The organism is Streptomyces puniciscabiei (genome assembly GCF_006715785.1).
In the GTDB taxonomy this organism is placed as follows: domain Bacteria; phylum Actinomycetota; class Actinomycetes; order Streptomycetales; family Streptomycetaceae; genus Streptomyces; species Streptomyces puniciscabiei.
In genome coordinates this window covers 5,028,795-5,047,304 of record NZ_VFNX01000001.1, presented here as the reverse complement: position 1 = coordinate 5,047,304, position 18,510 = coordinate 5,028,795, and the positions used below count along the sequence as shown (strand labels likewise).

The 18,510-nt window shown below is 71.7% G+C and carries 16 protein-coding genes; 7 read left to right on the top strand and 9 right to left on the bottom strand.

The features are described from left to right. Positions 1 to 13: 13 nt before the first annotated feature. Together FB563_RS23385 and FB563_RS23380 are read right to left on the bottom strand one after the other, a co-directional pair. Positions 14 to 1,060, bottom strand: coding sequence for an FAD-dependent monooxygenase (locus tag FB563_RS23385; protein WP_055703787.1), 1,047 nt, complete (start codon positions 1,058 to 1,060; stop codon positions 14 to 16). A gap of 86 nt (positions 1,061 to 1,146) precedes the next feature. Continuing rightward, a complete protein-coding gene (locus FB563_RS23380; RefSeq protein ID WP_055703786.1) occupies positions 1,147 to 1,599 on the bottom strand; it encodes an RrF2 family transcriptional regulator in 453 nt (150 codons plus the stop codon). A 151-nt stretch (positions 1,600 to 1,750) separates the two neighbouring features. On the opposite strand from FB563_RS23380, the gene FB563_RS23375 reads away from it, so the two are divergent. The 3 genes from FB563_RS23375 to FB563_RS23365 all read left to right on the top strand — a co-directional run bounded on the left by FB563_RS23375 (position 1,751) and on the right by FB563_RS23365 (position 5,283). After that, positions 1,751 to 2,428 (top strand): DUF3105 domain-containing protein, encoded by a 678-nt coding sequence (locus FB563_RS23375; protein WP_055703785.1) that lies wholly within the window; start codon positions 1,751 to 1,753, stop codon positions 2,426 to 2,428. Then, on the top strand, positions 2,428 to 3,063 hold the full coding sequence (locus FB563_RS23370; protein WP_055703784.1) for a DUF305 domain-containing protein: 636 nt from the start codon (positions 2,428 to 2,430) through the stop codon (positions 3,061 to 3,063). Before FB563_RS23375 ends, FB563_RS23370 begins: the two co-directional genes overlap by 1 nt. A gap of 279 nt (positions 3,064 to 3,342) precedes the next feature. Beyond that, positions 3,343 to 5,283, top strand: a complete 1,941-nt coding sequence (locus FB563_RS23365; protein WP_055703783.1) for a S53 family peptidase — start codon at positions 3,343 to 3,345, stop codon at positions 5,281 to 5,283. Between the two features lie 344 nt (positions 5,284 to 5,627). Here FB563_RS23365 and FB563_RS23355 read toward each other — a convergent pair whose 3' ends face one another. The 4 genes from FB563_RS23355 to FB563_RS23340 form a co-directional block, all read right to left on the bottom strand. Beyond that, positions 5,628 to 6,845, bottom strand: coding sequence for an MFS transporter (locus FB563_RS23355; protein WP_055703782.1), 1,218 nt, complete (start codon positions 6,843 to 6,845; stop codon positions 5,628 to 5,630). A gap of 120 nt (positions 6,846 to 6,965) precedes the next feature. Beyond that, positions 6,966 to 7,934, bottom strand: a complete 969-nt coding sequence (locus tag FB563_RS23350; protein ID WP_411573163.1) for an endonuclease/exonuclease/phosphatase family protein — start codon at positions 7,932 to 7,934, stop codon at positions 6,966 to 6,968. Positions 7,935 to 8,203: 269 nt separating this feature from the next. After that, entirely contained in the window at positions 8,204 to 8,833 is a 630-nt protein-coding gene (locus tag FB563_RS23345) for a TetR/AcrR family transcriptional regulator (protein ID WP_055703780.1), read from the bottom strand. Between the two features lie 79 nt (positions 8,834 to 8,912). Then, positions 8,913 to 10,499 (bottom strand): MFS transporter, encoded by a 1,587-nt coding sequence (locus tag FB563_RS23340; RefSeq protein WP_199832696.1) that lies wholly within the window; start codon positions 10,497 to 10,499, stop codon positions 8,913 to 8,915. A gap of 212 nt (positions 10,500 to 10,711) precedes the next feature. Here FB563_RS23340 and panB point away from each other — a divergent pair, with 212 nt between their 5' ends. The 3 genes from panB to FB563_RS23325 all read left to right on the top strand — a co-directional run bounded on the left by panB (position 10,712) and on the right by FB563_RS23325 (position 13,591). Further along, the gene (panB, locus tag FB563_RS23335) at positions 10,712 to 11,596 is read left to right on the top strand and encodes a 3-methyl-2-oxobutanoate hydroxymethyltransferase (RefSeq protein WP_055703778.1); all 885 of its coding nucleotides are present in this window, start codon (positions 10,712 to 10,714) and stop codon (positions 11,594 to 11,596) included. Between the two features lie 154 nt (positions 11,597 to 11,750). Then, positions 11,751 to 12,776, top strand: coding sequence for an ATP-binding cassette domain-containing protein (locus FB563_RS23330; protein WP_055703777.1), 1,026 nt, complete (start codon positions 11,751 to 11,753; stop codon positions 12,774 to 12,776). Next, entirely contained in the window at positions 12,773 to 13,591 is an 819-nt protein-coding gene (locus tag FB563_RS23325) for an ABC transporter permease (RefSeq protein WP_055703776.1), read from the top strand. The genes FB563_RS23330 and FB563_RS23325 overlap by 4 nt, the downstream gene beginning before the upstream one ends. Before the next feature lie 13 nt (positions 13,592 to 13,604). Here the strand turns inward: FB563_RS23325 and FB563_RS23320 are convergent, their stop codons facing one another. Next, positions 13,605 to 16,874, bottom strand: coding sequence for an ATP-binding protein (locus FB563_RS23320; protein WP_055703775.1), 3,270 nt, complete (start codon positions 16,872 to 16,874; stop codon positions 13,605 to 13,607). Positions 16,875 to 16,888: 14 nt separating this feature from the next. Then, positions 16,889 to 17,383, bottom strand: coding sequence for a DUF6578 domain-containing protein (locus tag FB563_RS23315; protein ID WP_055703774.1), 495 nt, complete (start codon positions 17,381 to 17,383; stop codon positions 16,889 to 16,891). A gap of 107 nt (positions 17,384 to 17,490) precedes the next feature. Between FB563_RS23315 and FB563_RS23310 the strand changes: the two genes are divergently transcribed. Further along, on the top strand, positions 17,491 to 18,261 hold the full coding sequence (locus FB563_RS23310) for a site-2 protease family protein (protein WP_055703773.1): 771 nt from the start codon (positions 17,491 to 17,493) through the stop codon (positions 18,259 to 18,261). Positions 18,262 to 18,267: 6 nt separating this feature from the next. Here FB563_RS23310 and FB563_RS43055 read toward each other — a convergent pair whose 3' ends face one another. Then, positions 18,268 to 18,510 carry a hypothetical protein gene (locus FB563_RS43055; RefSeq protein ID WP_234357556.1) on the bottom strand — a complete coding sequence of 81 codons (243 nt, stop codon included), beginning with the start codon at positions 18,508 to 18,510 and terminating at the stop codon, positions 18,268 to 18,270.

Genomic DNA, 18,510 nt, shown 5'->3' with positions numbered 1-18,510 from the left:
TACGGCCTCGGGGTCACCCGGCGCCGAAGCGGCGGGCGCCCTCGCGGCCGGTCTCCTGGTTCTCCGCCACGTACGGGCGCAGCTCCTGTTCGTAGGCGGCGAAGGCCTTGGTGTGGTCGCCGCCGGACTCGGCGAGGTGCCGGGCGAGGACGCGGGCACCGATCAGGGCCTGGGAGGTGCCCATGCCCGAGGTGGGGGCGGCGCAGTACCCGGCGTCGCCCACCAGCACGACCCGGCCCTCGGACCAGTGGTCCAGGTGGACCTGGCAGGCCGAGGAGAAGTACAGGTCCTCGGCGGCGGACATGTCCTCCAGCAACCGGGGCACGATCCAGCCGGCGCCGGCCATCCGCTCCCGGACGATCCGCTCCTGCTCCGCGCGGTCCAGCAGGTCCAGCTTCGGCGAGTCACTGGCGAAGGACAGGCTGACGGACATCCGCTCCGGGTCGGCCGCGCTGAACAGGTACACGGCCCGGCCGGGGGTCTGCCGGAGCGCGCCCCGGTGGTCCAGGCCCAGATGGTTCGGGGCGCTGAAGCCGGCCCCCGACAGGCCGAGGTGCCGGATCACCTCGCTGTGCGGGCCGAAGACCAGGCGGCGCACCGCGGAGTAGATGCCGTCGGCGCCGACGACGAGGTCGAAGGTGTCCGGTGCGGCCCGTTCGAAGCCGACCCGGACACTGTCGGCGTCCTGCTCGACGGCGTTGATGGAGTCGTCGAAGACGTAGCGCACCGCGTCCCGCGTGTGCTCGTACAGGATGCGGGTCAACTCCCGCTTCGGTACCTCCAGTTCACCGGCGAAGACCTCGGCCGGGAGCTCACCGGCGCGGTTGCCGTCGGCGTCCAGCAGATCCGTGCCGCGCATCCCGGTGGCGTACCCGCGCACCTCCTCGAGGATCCCGAGGTCCGCCAGCGCGTCGAAGGCCGCGCCCCGGAAGTCGACGGCGTAGCCGCTGTCGCGCAGCGCCGGGGCACGCTCGACCACGGTCACCTCGTGGCCGTCGCGGTGCAGGAGGAAGGCGAGCGCCGGGCCTGCGACGCTCGCACCCGAGATGAGGACCTTCATGACGTACCCCCGTCGTCGTGTTCGAGTCGGGGACCAGCCTTCCCCAGGTCTCCCCGGCGATCAACGACGGCTTTCGGTCACCGGCATCAGCCGCCCTGCGGCCCCCGGGAGATGCCCAGCAGCAGCGGCCCGGTCGGGTCGGCGACGAGCTCGGCGAGGGTGATCGGGTCCAGGGCGGCGTAGAAGGCCTCCTGGGCCCGGCGCAGGGCACCGCGCAGGCGGCAGCCGGTGTTCAGCGGGCAGGGGGCCGTGCCCGCCGTGCCTTCGCAGTCGACCACGTCGCCCTCGCCCTCGAAGGTGCGCACCACCGCGCCGACCGAGGCCGTGCGGCCCTCGGCGGTGAGGGCGAGCCCGCCGCCCCGGCCGCGCCGGGCGTCCACGAGGCCCAGGTGCTGGAGTTCGGCGACGACCTTCGCGGCGTGCGTGTAGGGCACGTCCATGTCCGCCGCGACCTGGCGGGTGGTGGGCATGGTGCCGGCGGCCACGGCCAGTCGCATCAGGACGCGCAGGGCCAGGTCGGTGGAGCGCAGGAGCCGCATACCACGAGCCTAGGTAATGCGCATCCGCGGTTCAAATTATCGCGCGGGCGGCTCTTTGCCGCTCCCGGTCTACGGGAGCCACCCCCTGTCCCCTTACGATCAGCGGGCCCCACCCTTCCCGTTGCCGGCCCTTTTCCCCAGAAGGACACTCATGGGTTCCGCCAAGAACAGCAGCGCGGCGCGCAAGGCGCGCATAGAGGAGATGCGCCGTGCCGAGCGTGCGCGCGAGCGCCGCAACCGCGCGCTCACCATCGGCGCGAGCGTGGTGGTCGTCGCCGGCCTCGTGGTCGGCGGTGTGGTCCTCGTGAACGCCCAGTCCGGCGGCAAGAAGAACAGCGCGAGCGACTCCAAGGCCACCGGGAACTCCGGTGACTCGGGGCACTGGGTCACCGGCAAGGACGGCGTGCGGACCTGGAGCGGGAAGCTGGCGCGCACGCACGTCCAGGCCAAGGTGTCGTACCCGATGCACCCCCCGGTCGGCGGCAACCACAACCCGATCTGGGCGACCTGCGACGGCACCGTCTACACCAAGCCGCTGCAGGACGAGAACGCCGTGCACTCGCTGGAGCACGGCGCGGTCTGGGTGACGTACACCAGCAAGGCGAAGAAGGCCGACGTCGACGCGCTGGCGGCGAAGGTGAAGAAGACGCCGTACTCGCTGATGAGCCCGTACGAGAACCAGGCGGCGCCGCTGATCCTGTCGGCCTGGGGTCACCAGGTGGCCGTCAAGAGCGCGGACGACCCCGAGGTGAACAAGTTCTTCAGCGTCTACGTCCAGGGCCCGCAGACCCCGGAGCCGGGCGCCGCCTGCACCAGCGGGGCGATGTAGTGAGGCGGCGGTACGTCGGCTGGCTCACCGGGGCCGCGGCGGCGGTGCTCGTCGCGGCCGGCGCGATCACGTACGCGGTCGCCGAGGACACGAGCGGCGGCTCGTCGGTGCGGACGCCGGCCGCCGAGTCGGCGGACGCCGGGTTCGCGCGGGACATGGCCGTGCACCACCAGCAGGCCGTCGAGATGTCGTACATCGTCCGGGACCGCACGCAGAACGCGGAAGTGCGGCGGCTCGCCTACGACATCGCGCAGACGCAGGCCAACCAGCGCGGCATGCTGCTCGGCTGGCTGGATCTGTGGGGGCTGCCGAAGGTGTCCGAGAAGCCGCCCATGTCCTGGATGGGCATGGGCGACATGCCCGAGCGCGGGGACGGCTCGCTGATGCCGGGCATGGCGACGAACACGGAGCTGAGGAAGCTCCGGTCGCTGAGCGGCAAGCAGGCCGAGATCCTCTACCTGCAGCTGATGACGGACCATCACAAGGGCGGGATCCACATGGCCGAGGGATGCGTCTCCAAGTGCACGGTCGGCGTGGAGAAGCGGCTCGCGCAGGGCATGGTCGACGCGCAGCAGTCCGAGCTCCAGGTGATGGCGCAGATGCTGAAGCAGCGGGGCGCGAAGCCGCGTTCGTGAGCGGAGCGGAACGGCACCTGTGAACAGAGTGGTTCGACGGTTGTGAACAGCGGGCAAGCCGTTTCGTTACCTGCCCGTAAGGATAAAAGCCCCAAATCGCCCCACCTGGCGGCTACTTGGTGTTCTCTTGACCTATCCGTTCCCCTGGCATGAACCGTTCATCGAAAGAGTGACCCCCATCGTGTGATCCATACGGTCGGCCGAACCGCCGCGGGCCGGCACGCGGACGCATGACGTTTCGACCACTACATGCATGCGAACCGCATCGCAGGGGGTTCTATGAGATCCAACCGCGCCAAGCTGCGCGCCGTGAGCATGGCAGCGACACTGCCCATGGTCGCCGGCGCGCTGGCGCTGGGCATACCCGCGGCACACGCCGCGGACAGCCCCGCCCGTGAGGCACTGAAAGGCACCAAGCCGCTGTGGGCCACGGCCAAGGCGGACAAGGGCGCGACCCCGAACAGCGCCCAGGTGAACGCCCGGGTCTACCTGGCCGGCAAGAACGCGGCGGGCCTCGCCGCCTACGCCAAGGCCGTGTCCGACCCCAGCTCGCCGCTGTACGGCAAGTACCTGAACGCCAAGAAGGCACAGGCCCAGTTCGGGGCCACCAAGGCCCAGGTGGCCGCCGTCAAGTCCTGGCTGACGTCGGCCGGTCTGAAGGTCACCGAAGTCACCCAGCACTACGTCGCCGTCTCCGGTGACGTGGCCGCCGCCGAGAAGGCCTTCGGCACCCAGCTGCACAACTACGCCAAGGGCTCGGCGACCTACCGCGCCCCCGCGCAGGCCGCGTCCGTCCCGGAGGCCCTGAAGGGCACCGTCCTGACCGTCACCGGCCTGGACAGCGCCCCGCACAAGGCCAACCACGACGACCAGCTGCCGCCGCCGGACGCCGTGTTCAAGAACTCCGGCCCGTTCTCGTCGTACTACGGCTCGAACATCGCGACCACGCTCCCGGACGCGTACGGCGGCAAGATCCCGTACGCGATCAAGGGCTACACCGGCAAGCAGCTGCGCGCCGCCTACGGCGCCGGCACGTACACCGGCAAGGGCGTCCGCGTCGCGATCACGGACGCCTACGCGTCCCCGACGATCGCCTACGACGCCGGCACGTACGCGCTGAAGAACGGCGACGCCGCCTGGAAGACCGGCCAGCTCCACCAGGTGCTTCCGAAGAACTACACCAAGACCAAGGAGTGCGGCGCGGCCGGCTGGTACGGCGAGGAGACCCTCGACGTCGAGGCCGTGCACGCCGTCGCCCCGTCCGCCGACGTCACGTACGTCGGTGCGGCCTCCTGCTACGACGACGACCTCCTGGACTCCCTCAGCAAGGTCGTCGACAACCACCTGGCCGACATCGTCTCCAACTCCTGGGGCGACATCGAGGCCAACCAGACCCCGGACCTCGCGGCCGCCTACGACCAGGTCTTCCAGCTGGGCGCGGTGCAGGGCATCGGCTTCTACTTCTCCTCCGGTGACAACGGCGACGAGGTCGCCCACACCGGCACGAAGCAGGTCGACACCCCCGCCAACTCCGCCTGGGTGACCGCGGTCGGCGGTACGTCCCTGGCCGTCGGCAAGGGCAACACCTACGAGTGGGAGACCGGCTGGGGCACCGAGAAGTCGACCCTGTCGGCCGACGGCAAGAGCTGGACCAGCTTCCCCGGCGCCTTCACCTCGGGCGCGGGCGGCGGCACCAGCAAGACGGTCGCCGAGCCGTACTACCAGAAGGGCGTCGTCCCGGACTCGCTCGCCAAGGCCAACAGCGCCGACGGCAACCGCGTCGTCCCGGACATCGCGGCCATCGCCGACCCGAACACCGGCTTCCTGGTCGGCCAGACCCAGACCTTCCCGGACGGATCGCAGCAGTACAGCGAGTACCGCATCGGCGGCACCTCGCTCGCCGCTCCGGTCATCGCGGCGGTCCAGGCGCTGGCCCAGGAGGCCCGCGGCGGCAAGGCGATCGGCTTCGCCAACCCGACGATCTACGCCAAGTCCAACAAGGGTGTCTTCCACGACGTCACGGACAACCCGACCGGCTCCGGCCTGGCGGTCGCCCGCGTGGACTTCGCCAACGGCCTCGACGCGTCGGGCGGCCTGCTGTACTCGGCCCGCAGCCTGGGCAAGGACAGCTCGCTGTCGGCGGTCAAGGGCTACGACGACGTGACGGGCGTCGGTTCACCGGCGGACGGGTACGTGCAGTCGTACGCGAAGAAGCACTGACGCGCTGACACTCCGCTGAGCGGAGGGGCCCGGGGTCGTGACGACCCCGGGCCCCTTTGCGTCACGCCGACTTGAGCGCGCTGACGAAGGGGGTCCAGGCGGTGACCGTACGAGTCATGGGTACGGCGGCGGATTCCGGCGGGGGTTGGCCCTGCTCGACGCGCTTGCCGAGCGACGGGGCGTGGAGCAGCGGGCCGACAGGAAGACGGCGTGGTGCAAGCCTTGAAGTTGCCGCGGGGCCGCCCGCTTCCCGGCGGCAACTGACAAGCTCGCCCGGCAGCAGCCGACCCCTCGGCTCGCCGCCCAGCCGACCGAGTCGGGTGGGCAGGTGGGCAAAGGCGCACTCAGCGGCGCAACGCCCCCGCCTCCTCCGGCACGTGGGACGTAACCACCCGCCCCACCGACGGAGTCCCCCGGCGCCGGTCCACCGCCCACGCCACGCTCGCCACGCCCAGGCCCAGCACCGCCAGCATCGAGCCCGCCAGCGCGGGGGACGTCGTACCGAAGCCCGCCGCCAGAGCCAGGCCGCCGATCCAGGCGCCGCCGGCGTTGGCCAGGTTGAAGGCCGCCTGGTTGGCGGAGGAGGCGAGGGAGGGGGCCGCAGCCGCCTTCTCCATCACCATCAGCTGGAGCGGGGAACCCGTGATGAACGCCGCCATGCCCAGCAGGGCGACCGCCGCCGCCGCGCTCCACTCCGTGCGCATCAGGACCGGGAACAGCAGCAGCACGAGCCCCAGCGAGGCCAGGCCGCCGAACAGAGTGCCCCGAAGCGAGTGGTCCGCCAGGCGGCCGCCCAGCAGGTTGCCCGCCGTGGCGCCCACACCGAACAGGGCCAGGAGCAGCGTCACGTTGCCCTCCGCGAAGCCGGCCGACTGCGTCAGCATCGGGGTCACATAGCTGTACGCCGCGAAGAGCGCGCCGAAGCCGGCCACCGTCGTAGCGAGGGCCAGCCAGACCGGCAGGGAGCGCAGGGCGGCCAGTTCGCCGCGCAGGCCGGCCGCAGAGGCGGCCTGCCCCCGGTCGTGCGGGATCAGCAGCGCCAGCGACGCGATCGCCGCCAGGCCGATCACGCTCACGCCCAGGAAGGTGGCCCGCCAGCCCAGGTGCTGGCCCATCAGTGTGGCCACCGGCACGCCCGCGATGTTGGCGACGGTCAGGCCGAGGAACATCAGCGACACCGAGCGTGCCTTGCGCTCCGGCGGGACCATCGCCGTGGCGACGACCGCTCCGACGCCGAAGAAGGCGCCGTGCGGCAGGCCGCTGAGGAAGCGGGCAGCCAGCAGCGCGTCGTTGCCGGGGGCGAACGCCGACAGGGCGTTGCCCAGCACGAACAGCGCCATCAGGGCGATCAGCACCGTGCGGCGGGACATGCGGGCCGTGAGCGCGGCCAGCAGCGGGGCGCCGATCACCACGCCCAGCGCGTACGCCGAGACCAGGTGTCCGGCGGTGGGGATCGAGATGTGCAGGTCGTCCGCGACGTCGGGCAGCAGGCCCATCATCACGAACTCGGTCGTACCGATACCGAAAGCGCCGACGGCCAGTGCGAGCAGGGCCAGGGGCATGAAGGGCCTGTGCCTTTCGAGGTAGGAGTCGACCCGGCGTGTGGGTCGACGGGAGCGGAGTTCCGGACAGCTTATGTTCAACTGCGGAACAAAGCCTCTCAGGCCCAGTATTCCAAGGGGTTACGACGACGTGTCGAGCTTCACACGGGCAGCCACCGGAAGGTGGTCACTGCCGGTGCGCGGCAGTGTCCAGGAGCTCTCCGGCTCGACGCCCCGGACCATGATCTGGTCGATCCGCGCCATCGGGAACGACGCCGGCCAGCTGAACCCGAAGCCGCTGCCCGCCGCGCCCTGCGTGGAGCGCATCTGGGAGGTGACGGCGTTGAGCGAACGGTCGTTCATCGTGCCGTTCAGGTCGCCGAGGAGGACGACGCGCTTCAGCGGCTCGGCGGCGATGGCCTCGCCGAGCGCGTCGGCGCTCGTGTCGCGCTGCTGAGCGGTGAACCCGGCGTCCATCTTCACCCGCACCGAGGGCATGTGGGCGACGTACACCGCGAGGGGGCCGCTGGGCGTGGTCACGGTGGCCCGCATCGCGCGCTTCCAGCCGAGCTTGATGTCCACCGCCCGCACATCGCTCATCGGGTACTTACTCCACAGGCCGACCGTGCCCTCGACGCCGTGGTACTTGTACGTCGGCGCGAGCGCCTTCTCGTAGGTGGCCAAGGCAGCCGCCGGGACCTCCTCCAGGGCCAGGACGTCGGCGCCGGAGGCGGCCACCTCGCGGGCGGTCGCGACGGGGTCGGGGTTCTCGGCGTTGACGTTGTGGGTCGCCACCATCAGGTCGCCGCCCGAGCCCGTCTTGTCGGTGAGCAGCCCGCCGAAGAGGTTCAGCCACACCGCCGCCGGGAGGAGTACGGCGATCAGCGCGGTCGCCGACCTGCGGAGCAGCCCCAGGAACAGCAGCACCGGAATGGCGAGGCCCAGCCACGGCAGGAACGTCTCGGTGAGGCTGCCGAGGTTGCCCACCCGGTTCGGGATGCGCGAGTGCAGCAGCATCACCAGGGCGAGCAGCAGGGCGAGGAGCGCGAGGACGATGCCCCGGCGCCAGATGCGCGGGTCGCCGCGCCAGCCGTCGAGCAGGCGGTGCATCAGGCGCCGAAGCCGGGATCCCGGTCGCTCGGGCCCCGAGCCGCCGTTGTCCGTCTCCGTCACATACGCCTGCTGCGCCATACCGTCTGCCTCACTGCCTGCCGTACACACCGTCGTTCCCCCGTGTTCTTCCGACCCTAGGGGATGATCGGTCCCGTTCCCGCCGTCCCATGACGGCCGTACGGAAGACGAGGACGAACGAGGCGCGGCGGGGAGTTCCGATTACCCCCGCAACGGGTGGGGTCTGTGACAGAACGCGCACATCGGTGCTACGAGGCTGTCGAGCTGACGGGCCGTAGGCCTTCCAGGACGGAGTCGACGATCTGCTCGGCCAGGCCCTCGGGCAGTGCGCCGTCGCGGCGCAGGACGGAACGGACGAGCATGGGGCCGACGAACATGTCGTTGGCCAGTTCCAGGTCGACGTCCGCGCGCAGTTCGCCGTTGCGCTGTCCGCGCCGCAGCACGTCGAGGCCGAGTGCGCGCCGGGGCTCGACGACCGCGGCGTGGTACGCCGACCAGATCCTGGGACTGGACTTCATCTGGGCGTAGACGTTGTGCAGGATCGCGGAGGAGCGGCTGACCAGGCCGCGTTGGCGCAGCGACTCCAGCAGGGCGACGAGGTCGTCGCGCATGGAGGTGCCGGGGAGTACCGGGTCGGGGGGTTCGGCGGCGCGCATGACGTCGACGAACAACTCCTCCTTGCCGCTCCAGCGGCGGTAGATGGTGGCCTTGCCGACCCCGGCCGTGCGCGCGACGCGCTCGATGGAGAGTTCGGCGAGCGGTACGCCGTCCTCCAGGAGCTTCATCACGCCTTCCAGAATGGCCCGTTCCACGGCCTCGCTGCGGGGGCGTCCCCGCACGGGCCCGTCCGGCCGCGGCCGGCTCTCGGCAAGGCTCACGTCGTCCGTCCTCTCCCTGTGCTGCGGGAATTGTCCCGCAGCGGCCTCCTTCCCCCGTGGAGTCGCGATCGAATTCGCGTCAGTCCGCGGCCGCGACCAACTCCGTCTCCTGTTCGCCCTTCTCGGCGGCCGGCGGCTTGCCGGGCAGGAACAGGGCTGTCACCACGGCGCCGATCAGCGCGACGCCCACACCGCACAGGGCGGTGACGTGCATCGCGTGCAGGAACGCGTCGTCGGCGGGTGTGACCAGGGCCTTGCCCTGCGGGCCGAGCTTGCCGGCGATGCCGAGGGTGGCCTCGATGGACTCGGCGGCCTTGTCGCGTAGGGCGGGCGGCAGCACGCCGAGCTTGCCCTCGATGCCGCCCCGGTACGACGTGGCGAGCACCGAGCCGAGGACGGCGATGCCGAGCGCGCCGCCGACCTGGCGGAAGGTGTTGCTGAGCGCGGAGGCGGAGCCGGCCTTCTCGCGCGGCAGCGCCTGCATGATGACGACCGAGGTCGGCGTCATGATGTGCGCCATGCCGGTGCCCATGAGGAAGAAGACGACTTCCAGGATCCAGATCGGCGTGTCGGCCTCGAACGTGGCGAACGCGGCCAGCGTGGCGGCGATCAGCACCAGCCCGGCGGTGGTGGTGGCCTTGTTGCCGAACCGGTCGACCAGCAGCCGGGCGCGCGGTGCGAAGATCAGCTGGGCGCAGGCGAGCGGCAGCATCAGCACACCGGACTCCAGCGGCGAGTAGCCGCGCACGCTCTGGGTGTAGAAGACGCCGAAGAACGTGACGCCCATCAGCGCGAAGAAGACCAGCGCGATGGCGCTCATGGCGGCCGAGAAGACCTTGTTCTTGAAGTAGGTGACGTCGAGCGACGGGTGGTCGCTGCGCTTCTCGAAGACGACGAACGCGGTCAGGACGGCAAGACCGGCGATGATGGTCGCCAGCACCTTGGCGTCGGTGAAGTCGGCCAGCTCACCGCCCTTGATGATGCCGTAGACGAGCAGGACCAGGCCGACGACGGACAGCACGACGCCGACGGGGTCCAGGCGGCCGGGCCGGGGATCGCGGGAGTCGGGTACCAGCCAGGTCATCAGGACCAGCGCGACGATCACGATCGGCACGTTGACGAAGAAGACCGAGCCCCACCAGAAGTGGTCGAGGAGCGCGCCGCCGGTGATCGGCCCGATGGCGATCGCGAGGCCGACACCGCCCGCCCAGATGCCGATGGCCTTGGGCTGCTCCTCGCGCTCGAAGACGTTCATCAGCACGGCGAGCGTCGCGGGCATGACGAAGGCGGCACCGAGGGCCATCAGGGCGCGGTAGGCGATCAGCTGGTCCGGCGAGCCGGACTCGGCGGCGAGCATCGAACCGATGCCGAACACGGCGATGCCGCCCAGCAGCACCTTCTTGCGGCCGAGGCGGTCACCGATGAGGCCGGCGGTGAACAGCAGGCCGGCGAAGACGAGGGTGTAGGCGTTGATCGCCCACTCGATCTGGCCCTGGGAGGCGCCGAGGCCGGTCGGCGCGGGGCTGGAGATGGTCTTGATGGCGACGTTCAGGATCGAGTTGTCGAGCACCACGATCAGCAGGCTCAGCATCAACACGCCCAGGATCGCCCAGCGGCGCCGGTGCACCGCTTCCGGTATCCGGGAGGCAGGGACGGGACTTGTCATGTGTTCGAGCCTAAAGCCATTTCGATACGGAACGGTCTCGTATCTTACTTCTTTACCAAGACCTTACATGGCTGGTTTGCGGCCTGGCGGGGATCGGCCATGGGTGGGGATCACAGGGGACCCCCCTGGCCGTGGCTGGCACGAGGTGCCACCATGGAGGCGATCCGGGGACGCCGTCAGGGCGCCTCGAGATGACTGAAGGAGCCGTTGCCATGACGCAGCTTTCGGCTGCCCAGAACGCGCAGAACGCGCCGCACAAGTCCTCCGACGGCAGCAAGGCGCTGTACGGGGGGAAGGGCACCCGCCGCATCACCGTTCGCGACATCGCCCTCGCCAAGGAGCGGGGCGAGAAGTGGCCCATGCTCACCGCCTACGACGCGATGACCGCGTCCGTCTTCGACGAGGCCGGGATCCCCGTGATCCTGGTCGGCGACTCGGCGGGCAACTGTCACCTCGGGTACGAGACGACCGTGCCCGTCACCCTCGACGAGATGACCATGCTGTCGGCGGCCGTGGTACGCGGCACGCAGCGCGCCCTGATCGTCGGCGACCTCCCCTTCGGCTCCTACCAGGAGGGCCCGGTGCAGGCGCTGCGCTCGGCGACCCGGCTGGTGAAGGAGGCCGGTGTGGGCGCGGTCAAGCTGGAGGGCGGCGAGCGCTCGCACGACCAGATCCGGCTGCTGGTCGAGTCCGGCATCCCGGTCATGGCCCACATCGGCCTGACCCCGCAGTCCGTCAACGCCATGGGCTACCGCGTGCAGGGCCGGGGCGAGGAGGCGGCCCAGCAGCTGCTGCGCGACGCGAAGTCCGTCCAGGACGCGGGTGCCTTCGCCGTCGTCCTCGAACTGGTGCCGGCGGAGCTGGCGGCCGAGGTGACGCGGGTACTGCACATCCCGACGGTCGGGATCGGCGCCGGGCCGGAGACGGACGCGCAGGTCCTGGTCTGGACGGACATGCTCGGCCTGACCGCGGGCCGGGTGCCGAAGTTCGTCAAGCAGTACGCCAACCTGCGTGAGGTCATGGGCGACGCGGTGAAGTCGTTCGCCGAGGAGGTCGTCTCCGGGACCTTCCCGCTGGAGGAGCACTCCGTCCACTGAGCCACTGCGGAAACACCCCGGCAGCCCCGCTGATCTTCCCCCGTCAGCGGGGCTGTCGCCTTTCGCAGATGGTTGCGGTGGCCGTCGGGGAGTTGTCGGTGGCTGTAGGCGGCCTGTCGGTGGTCTGTCGGTGGGCCCTGGCACCGTCTTCCCCATGAAGCGAATCGATGACAACCCCGTCGGCGCGAGCCACGCAGTGACGGTACGGGGACTGGTCAAGCACTACGGCGAGACCAAGGCGCTGGACGGTGTCGACCTGGACGTGCGGGAGGGCACCGTGATGGGCGTGCTCGGTCCGAACGGCGCCGGCAAGACCACTCTCGTACGGATCCTGTCCACCCTGATCACCCCGGACGCCGGCCGGGCCACCGTGGCCGGGTACGACGTCGTACGGCAGCCGCGGCAGTTGCGCCGGGCCATAGGGCTCACCGGCCAGTACGCCTCCGTCGACGAGAAACTGCCCGGCTGGGAGAACCTGTACATGATCGGCCGGCTGCTGGACCTGTCCCGCAAGGACGCCCGCACCCGCGCCGACGAGCTGCTGGAGCGGTTCTCCCTGACGGAGGCGGCCAGGCGGCCGGCGAGCACCTACTCCGGGGGCATGCGGCGGCGGCTGGATCTCGCCGCCTCGATGATCGGGCGCCCGGCCGTGCTGTACCTCGACGAGCCGACCACCGGGCTCGACCCCCGCACCCGCAACGAGGTGTGGGACGAGGTGAAGGCGATGGTCGGCGACGGCGTCACCGTGCTGCTGACCACTCAGTACATGGAGGAGGCCGAGCAGCTCGCCTCCGAGCTGACCGTGGTCGACCGCGGCAAGGTCATCGCCACGGGAGGGATCGAGGAGCTCAAGGCCCGCGTCGGCGGGCGCACCCTCCGGGTCCGGCCCGTCGACCCGCTGCAGCTGCGCCCGCTCGCCGGCATGCTGGACGAGCTCGGCATCACCGGGCTCGCGACCACCACGGTGGACCCCGAGTCCGGGACCCTGCTGGTGCCGATCCTCAGCGACGAGCAGCTGACCGCCGTGGTCGGCGCGGTCACCGCGCGCGGCATCACGATCTCCTCCATCACCACCGAACTGCCCAGCCTGGACGAGGTCTTCCTGTCCCTCACCGGCCACCGCGCCAGTGCCCCGCAGGACACCACGCCCACCGACTCCCGCGAGGAGGTCGCCGTATGAGCGCCGCCACCGCCACCATCGCCACCGACGCCGACGTCCGGATCCCGCTGCGCGGGCACCTCCGGCACACCGGCGCCCTCATCCGCCGCAACCTGCTCTGGATCCGCCAGGACCCGGAGTCGATGTTCGACGCGCTGCTGATGCCGGTCGTCTTCACCCTGCTGTTCGTGTACGTCTTCGGCGGCTCGATCGGGCAGGCGCTCGGCGGCGGCCAGGGCAAGTACGTGCAGTACGTCATCCCCGGCATGATCGCGATGATGAGCATGACGCTGTCCCAGGGCGTCGGCACCGGGTTCAGCCAGGACTTCAACAGCGGTGTCATGGACCGGTTCCGGTCGCTGCCGATCGGCCGCGGGTCCGTGCTGTTCGCGAAGATCGCCGTCGAGCTGGGGCGGATGCTGTTCGCCACGGCCGTGCTGATGGTCGTCTCCGTCCTGGTCGGCTTCCACATCACCCACTGGGCCGGCCTGTTCGCGGCGGTGGGTCTGTCCGCGCTGTTCGCCTCCTCGATCATGTGGGTGTTCCTCACCCTCGGCGTGATCCTGAAGAACGCGCAGTCCGTGCAGGCGATGGGCTTCCTGGTGCTGTTCCCGCTCCAGTTCGGCTCGTCGATCTTCGCGCCGACCAAGTCGATGCCGGGCTGGCTGCAGCACTTCACCGACTACAACCCGCTGTCCACGCTCGCGGACGCGGCCCGGGGCCTGATGGTCGGCGGCCCCGTGGCGCACGACCTGTGGGTCACCGTGGCCTGGTCGGTGGCGATCACGGCGGTCATGGGACCGGTCGCGATCCACAAGTTCCGCACGAAGACCTGACGCCCGCCGTGCGTCAGAACAGGGCGGTGGCCTCCGCGAGGGAGAGGCCACCGCCCTCGGCGTACGCGGCCCGGTAGGCGGGTTCGTCCAGAGTCTCCCGGATCCGGTCCTCGGCCATGGCGTGGCACCGGCGCTCGACACCGGAGAGGACGTGTCCGGACGGCAGCAGGGCACGGGCGGCGCCCAGGCAACGGGCGGCGTCGCCGGCGCGGCCGCCGCCGTCGAGGCGGGCCAGAGCCATCGCCGCGCTGTAGAGGCAGATGGAGGCCAGGTGCGGGACGACGGCCTTGGACAGCGGGTTCTGAGCGAGGTTCAGCGCCCGCCTGGTCCGCTCCAGGGCGTCCTCTGCGCGGCCGTCGATGGCGTCCAGCCAGGCCTCCTGGGTGAGGATCATGGTGTCGAAGACGACGAAGTGCGCGATCCTGAACTCCTCGCGCAGCCGGCGCAGTTGCTCGCGGGCCTCGGCGGTGCGGCCGGTCAGGCCGAGCCAGCAGGCGAGGAACAGGCGGGCGGCGGGCATGGCCTCGTTGAGGGAGCCGTCCTTGCTCGCGATGACATCGCGGAGCAGTTGCTCGCCGCGCTCCGTGTCGCCCGCTTCCATGAGCACGCTGCCGAGGCGGGCGCGGAGGACGGCCATCTGGCCGCGGGCGCCGAGGCGTTCGGCGTGTTCGATGGCCGCCCGGTAGTCGGCGGCGGCCTCCTCGTTGGCGCCCTGGCGTTCATGGGCCTCGCCGCGGGCGGACAGCGCCTCGGCGGTGCCCCAGGCGTCACCGAGGCGGCGGTAGATCTCCAGGGCCTCCTCGGCGTCCCGGGTGGCGTTGCCGGCCCAGGCGGCGCGGTTGGCGAGGATGTTGGCGCGCATCTGCAGGGCGCCGGCCAGCTCCCACTCGAAGCCGGGGGTCTCGCGGCAGGTCTGCACGCAGGCGTCGACGACCTCCCGCATCCGGTCCACACCGCCGGTCAGTATCACGGCGAAGAACCACAGCATGCCGGGCGCACGGCAGGTCTGCGGCAGCCCGGGGCGGTACACCCGGGTGATGGCGCGCAGCTTGGCCTGTGCCTCGGGGGTCTGCCAGGCGTCCAGCTCGGTGTCCATGCAGGCGAGGTGGGCGAGGTGGACGCCGCGCCGGGCCTCGGCGAGGACCTCGCCGGCGTACGGGGGCGGGGCGTCGGTGCAGCGCTGCCAGACCGGCTCGGCGGGCCGGGCGGGTGCGGCGAAGGGGTCGGGGCCGAGCGCCATGACCTCCCGGCACCAGGTGCGGGTCTCGATCCGCTGGTCGCGCATCTGCCAGAACCACAGCAGGGACAGCACCAGGCACAGCGCCTCCTGCTCGTCGCGGGCGGCGACGGCGTGCCGCAGGGCGGTGCGCAGGTTCTCGTACTCCAGCTGGAACCGGTCGATGGCGGTGCGCTGTTCGGGGCCGCGCAGCAACGGGTCGGTGGCGCGGGCGAGTTCGCGGTAGTACGTCAGGTGGGCGCGCTCGGCGTCGGCGCGGCGTCCGGTCTCGTCCAGCCGCTCGCCGGCGTACTCGGCGACCGTCTCCAGCAGCCGGTAGCGCATCCCGCCGTCGGCTCCGCCGCCCGGCAAAGGCGCGGCCACCACCAGGGACTTGTCGACCAGGGAGCCGAGCGCGTCCAGGGCGACGGGCCCGCACACGGCCTCGGCGGCGGCCAGGTCGCAGCCGCCCGCGAAGAGGGACAGCCGGGCGAGGACGTCCCGCTCGTCGGCGTCCAGCAGTTCCCAGGACCAGTCCACGACGGCCCGCAGGGTCTGCTGGCGGGGCAGGACGGTGCGGCTGCCGGAGGTGAGCAGCCGGAAGCGGTCGTCGAGCCGGTCGGCTATCTGGCGCGGGCTCAGCATGCGCAGCCGGGCCGCCGCCAGCTCGATGGCGAGCGGGAGTCCGTCGAGCCGCCGGCAGATCTCCGCGCACGCCTCGGGGTCGTCCTCGACGCGGAAACCGGGCCGGGCCGCCGCGCCCCGGTCGGCGAGCAGCCGCAGCGCGACCGGCTCCGGCAGCGGCTCCACCGGGCGCACCAGCTCCCCCGGTACGCCGAGGGGTTCGCGGCTGGTGGCGAGGACGGTCAGCTCGGGGCAGCGGGCCAGCAGGTGCTCGGTGAGACGGGCGGCGGCCTCGATCACGTGCTCGCAGTTGTCGAGGACGATCAGCATCCGGCGCCGGGCGCAGTGCTCCACGATCCGTTCGAGGGGGTCGTCGTGCCGGTCGGTGACCGCGCGGATGCTCTCGGCGCCGGCGCCGTGCAGCACGGTGTCGCGGGCGCCGATCGCGGTGAGCACGGCCTGCGGTACGGCCTCGGGGTCGTCCACGGGCGCCAGTTCGGCCAGCCACACCCCGTCCCGGGCGGTGTGCCGCACCGCCTCGGCGGCCTCCTGGGACAGCCGGGTCTTCCCGGCGCCGCCCGGACCGAGCAGGGTGACCAGGCGGGCGGCGGCGAGGTCGGCGCCGATGGCCTCGATGTCGGCTTCCCGGCCGACGAAGGAGGTGAGCCGGGCGGGCAGGTTGCCCACGGTCTCCGGCCTCGGCGCCGGGTGTTCCTCGGCGGTCAGCAACTCGGCGTGCAGGGCGCGCAGTTCGGGGCCGGGGTCGGAGCCGAGCCGGTCCGCGAGCAGCCGTCGTACGTCCTCGTAGGCGGCGAGCGCCTGGGCCGGGCGGCCGGCGTCGCGCAGGGCGCGCAGCCGCAGCGCCTGCAGCGGCTCGTCCAGCGGATGGCCGTCGCACAGGGCGGTGAGCTCGGGCAGGGCCTGCTCGGCGTGCCCGAGGGCGAGGGCGGCGGCGTGCCGGGCGCGCAGCGCGTCCAGGCGGCGGGTCTCCCAGCGGGCCGCCTCGGCGGTGTGGTCGGGCAGGTCGGCGAGGGCGGGGCCGCGCCACAGGGCGAGCGCGTCGTCCAGGACCACGGCGGCCTTGGCCGGGTCGCCGTCGGCCAGGGCCCGCAGGCCGTCGCCGGTCAGGCGCTCGAAGCGGGTGAGGTCCACGTCGTCGGGTGCGGCGGTGAGCCGGTAGCCGCCCTCGGCGGAGGCGACGGCGTCCGCGCCGAGGGTACGGCGCAGCCGGCCGACCAGCGCCTGGAGGGCACCTGCGGCGTCGGCGGGCGGGTCGGCGCCCCAGACCTCGTCGACCAGCACGCCCACGGGCACGGTCCGCCCGGCCCGGAGCGCGAGCACGCCCAGCAGGGCACGCAGCCGCGCCCCGCCGACCGGGACGGCCGTGCCGTCGGGGCGGAGTACCTGGGTGGTGCCGAGCAGCGAGAAGCGCACGGGGTCCATTGTCGCCGGAGCGGTCACCGGGGGTCACCGGGTTCGGGCGGCGTGCCGTCGGGAAGCTCCAGGGTGACGAGGACGCCCTGGGCGCGGCGGATCCGGTGGGGACCCGGGTCTCTGCCGGGTTCCTGATGCTCGAACCACTTCGGGCAGGTGTCGACGGCCTCCAGGGTGTGCGCGCCGGGCACCGGTTCCATGCTGTACGGGGACGGGAGGATGACCGGGCCCCGGGTCTTCGACGGCTCGCGGGCACGGTCGAGGCGCTCCAGGGCCCGCTGGTCGGTGTACGCCAGGTACTCCTGGTGCACCAGGTCGATGGCCCGCACCCGGCCGGCGGTCTCCTGGTCCGGGCCGCCGTGGTTCTCCACCCAGGCCTCGGCGCCGTACCCGTGGCCCTCCCGGACGCCTTCGGCGTCGTGGGCGACCAGCCGCCAGGCCACCTCGTCGCCCACCGCGAAGGGCGTGCCGCAGCACTCCATCTGCCAGTCCTCGTAGAACACCCTCTTCCGTGGCATTCCCCCAGGGTCCAGGAACCGGACGGGGAGCGCGAGACGTTTCCCCCGCGAGGGCGCGGCCGGTACGGTCGCACTTCCGACCGTCCCCACCGCACAGGAGCCCGCCGATGACGACCGCCACCACCCGCCGCGGCGACCGCCGGGTCTCTCCCGTGTTCGTCGGGATCCTGGCCGTGACGGCGGTGACGGGCTGGGCGACCTGGACGGGGTATGCGGCCAAGCCGGGCGTCGCGGTGTTCCTGTTCGTGACGGCGGCCTGGATCGTCTCCCTGTGCCTGCACGAGTACGCGCACGCGCGCACGGCCCTGCACAGCGGCGACATCACGGTCGGCGCGAAGGGCTACCTCACCCTGAACCCGCTGAAGTACACGCACGCGCTGTTGAGCATCGTGCTCCCGGTCCTCTTCGTGATCATGGGCGGGATCGGGCTGCCCGGCGGCGCGGTGTTCATCGAGCGCGGCCGGATCCGGGGCCGCTGGCGGCACAGCCTGATCTCGGCGGCGGGCCCGCTGACGAACGTGCTGTTCGCGGCCGTGTGCACGGCGCCCTTCTGGCTGCACGCGCTGGACGGCGTACCGGACGACTTCCGGTTCGCGCTCGCCTTCCTGGCCCTGCTGCAGGTGACGGCGGCGATCCTGAACTTCCTGCCGATACCGGGCCTGGACGGCTACGGCGTCCTCGAGCCCTGGCTGTCGTACAAGGTCAAACGGCAGGTGGAGCCGTTCGCGCCGTTCGGCCTGATGTTCGCGTTCGCGCTGCTGTGGGTGCCGGCGGTCAACGGCCCGTTCTTCGACATGATCGACGCGGTGCTGCGCGGGCTGGGGGTCAGCGACACGGACGTCTCGTACGGCTGGAGCCTGTACCGCTTCTGGGCCTAGACAGGCCTAGGCCGTCCGATCGCGCTTGACGTAGTACCAGGTCATGTTGGACGTCAGGCCCGCCAGCAGCACCCAGACGATCCCCAGCCAGCTGCCCTGGACGAAGGAGACGACGGCGGCGGCCACGGAGAGCACGCAGACCACGAGGGTGTAGAGGGCGATGCGGGGCATGGCTGGGGGACTCCTGTCGGATCCTGGTTCCCGTCGGGGACACTGCTCGGAACTGCTTCGCCGACCAGTGTCCCCCAT

Excerpts from the sequence above, each read along its gene's own strand:
- FB563_RS23385 (WP_055703787.1), bottom strand. The coding sequence starts at position 1,060 with ATGAAGGTCCTCATCTCGGGTGCGAGCGTCGCAGGCCCGGCGCTCGCC.
- FB563_RS23380 (WP_055703786.1), bottom strand. The coding sequence starts at position 1,599 with ATGCGGCTCCTGCGCTCCACCGACCTGGCCCTGCGCGTCCTGATGCGA.
- FB563_RS23375 (WP_055703785.1), top strand. The coding sequence starts at position 1,751 with ATGGGTTCCGCCAAGAACAGCAGCGCGGCGCGCAAGGCGCGCATAGAG.
- FB563_RS23365 (WP_055703783.1), top strand. The coding sequence starts at position 3,343 with ATGAGATCCAACCGCGCCAAGCTGCGCGCCGTGAGCATGGCAGCGACA.
- FB563_RS23355 (WP_055703782.1), bottom strand. The coding sequence starts at position 6,845 with ATGCCCCTGGCCCTGCTCGCACTGGCCGTCGGCGCTTTCGGTATCGGT.
- FB563_RS23350 (WP_411573163.1), bottom strand. The coding sequence starts at position 7,934 with ATGCACCGCCTGCTCGACGGCTGGCGCGGCGACCCGCGCATCTGGCGC.
- FB563_RS23340 (WP_199832696.1), bottom strand. The coding sequence starts at position 10,499 with ATGACAAGTCCCGTCCCTGCCTCCCGGATACCGGAAGCGGTGCACCGG.
- panB (WP_055703778.1), top strand. The coding sequence starts at position 10,712 with ATGACGCAGCTTTCGGCTGCCCAGAACGCGCAGAACGCGCCGCACAAG.
- FB563_RS23330 (WP_055703777.1), top strand. The coding sequence starts at position 11,751 with ATGAAGCGAATCGATGACAACCCCGTCGGCGCGAGCCACGCAGTGACG.
- FB563_RS23325 (WP_055703776.1), top strand. The coding sequence starts at position 12,773 with ATGAGCGCCGCCACCGCCACCATCGCCACCGACGCCGACGTCCGGATC.
- FB563_RS23320 (WP_055703775.1), bottom strand. The coding sequence starts at position 16,874 with ATGGACCCCGTGCGCTTCTCGCTGCTCGGCACCACCCAGGTACTCCGC.
- FB563_RS23315 (WP_055703774.1), bottom strand. The coding sequence starts at position 17,383 with ATGCCACGGAAGAGGGTGTTCTACGAGGACTGGCAGATGGAGTGCTGC.
- FB563_RS23310 (WP_055703773.1), top strand. The coding sequence starts at position 17,491 with ATGACGACCGCCACCACCCGCCGCGGCGACCGCCGGGTCTCTCCCGTG.
- FB563_RS43055 (WP_234357556.1), bottom strand. The coding sequence starts at position 18,510 with ATGGGGGACACTGGTCGGCGAAGCAGTTCCGAGCAGTGTCCCCGACGG.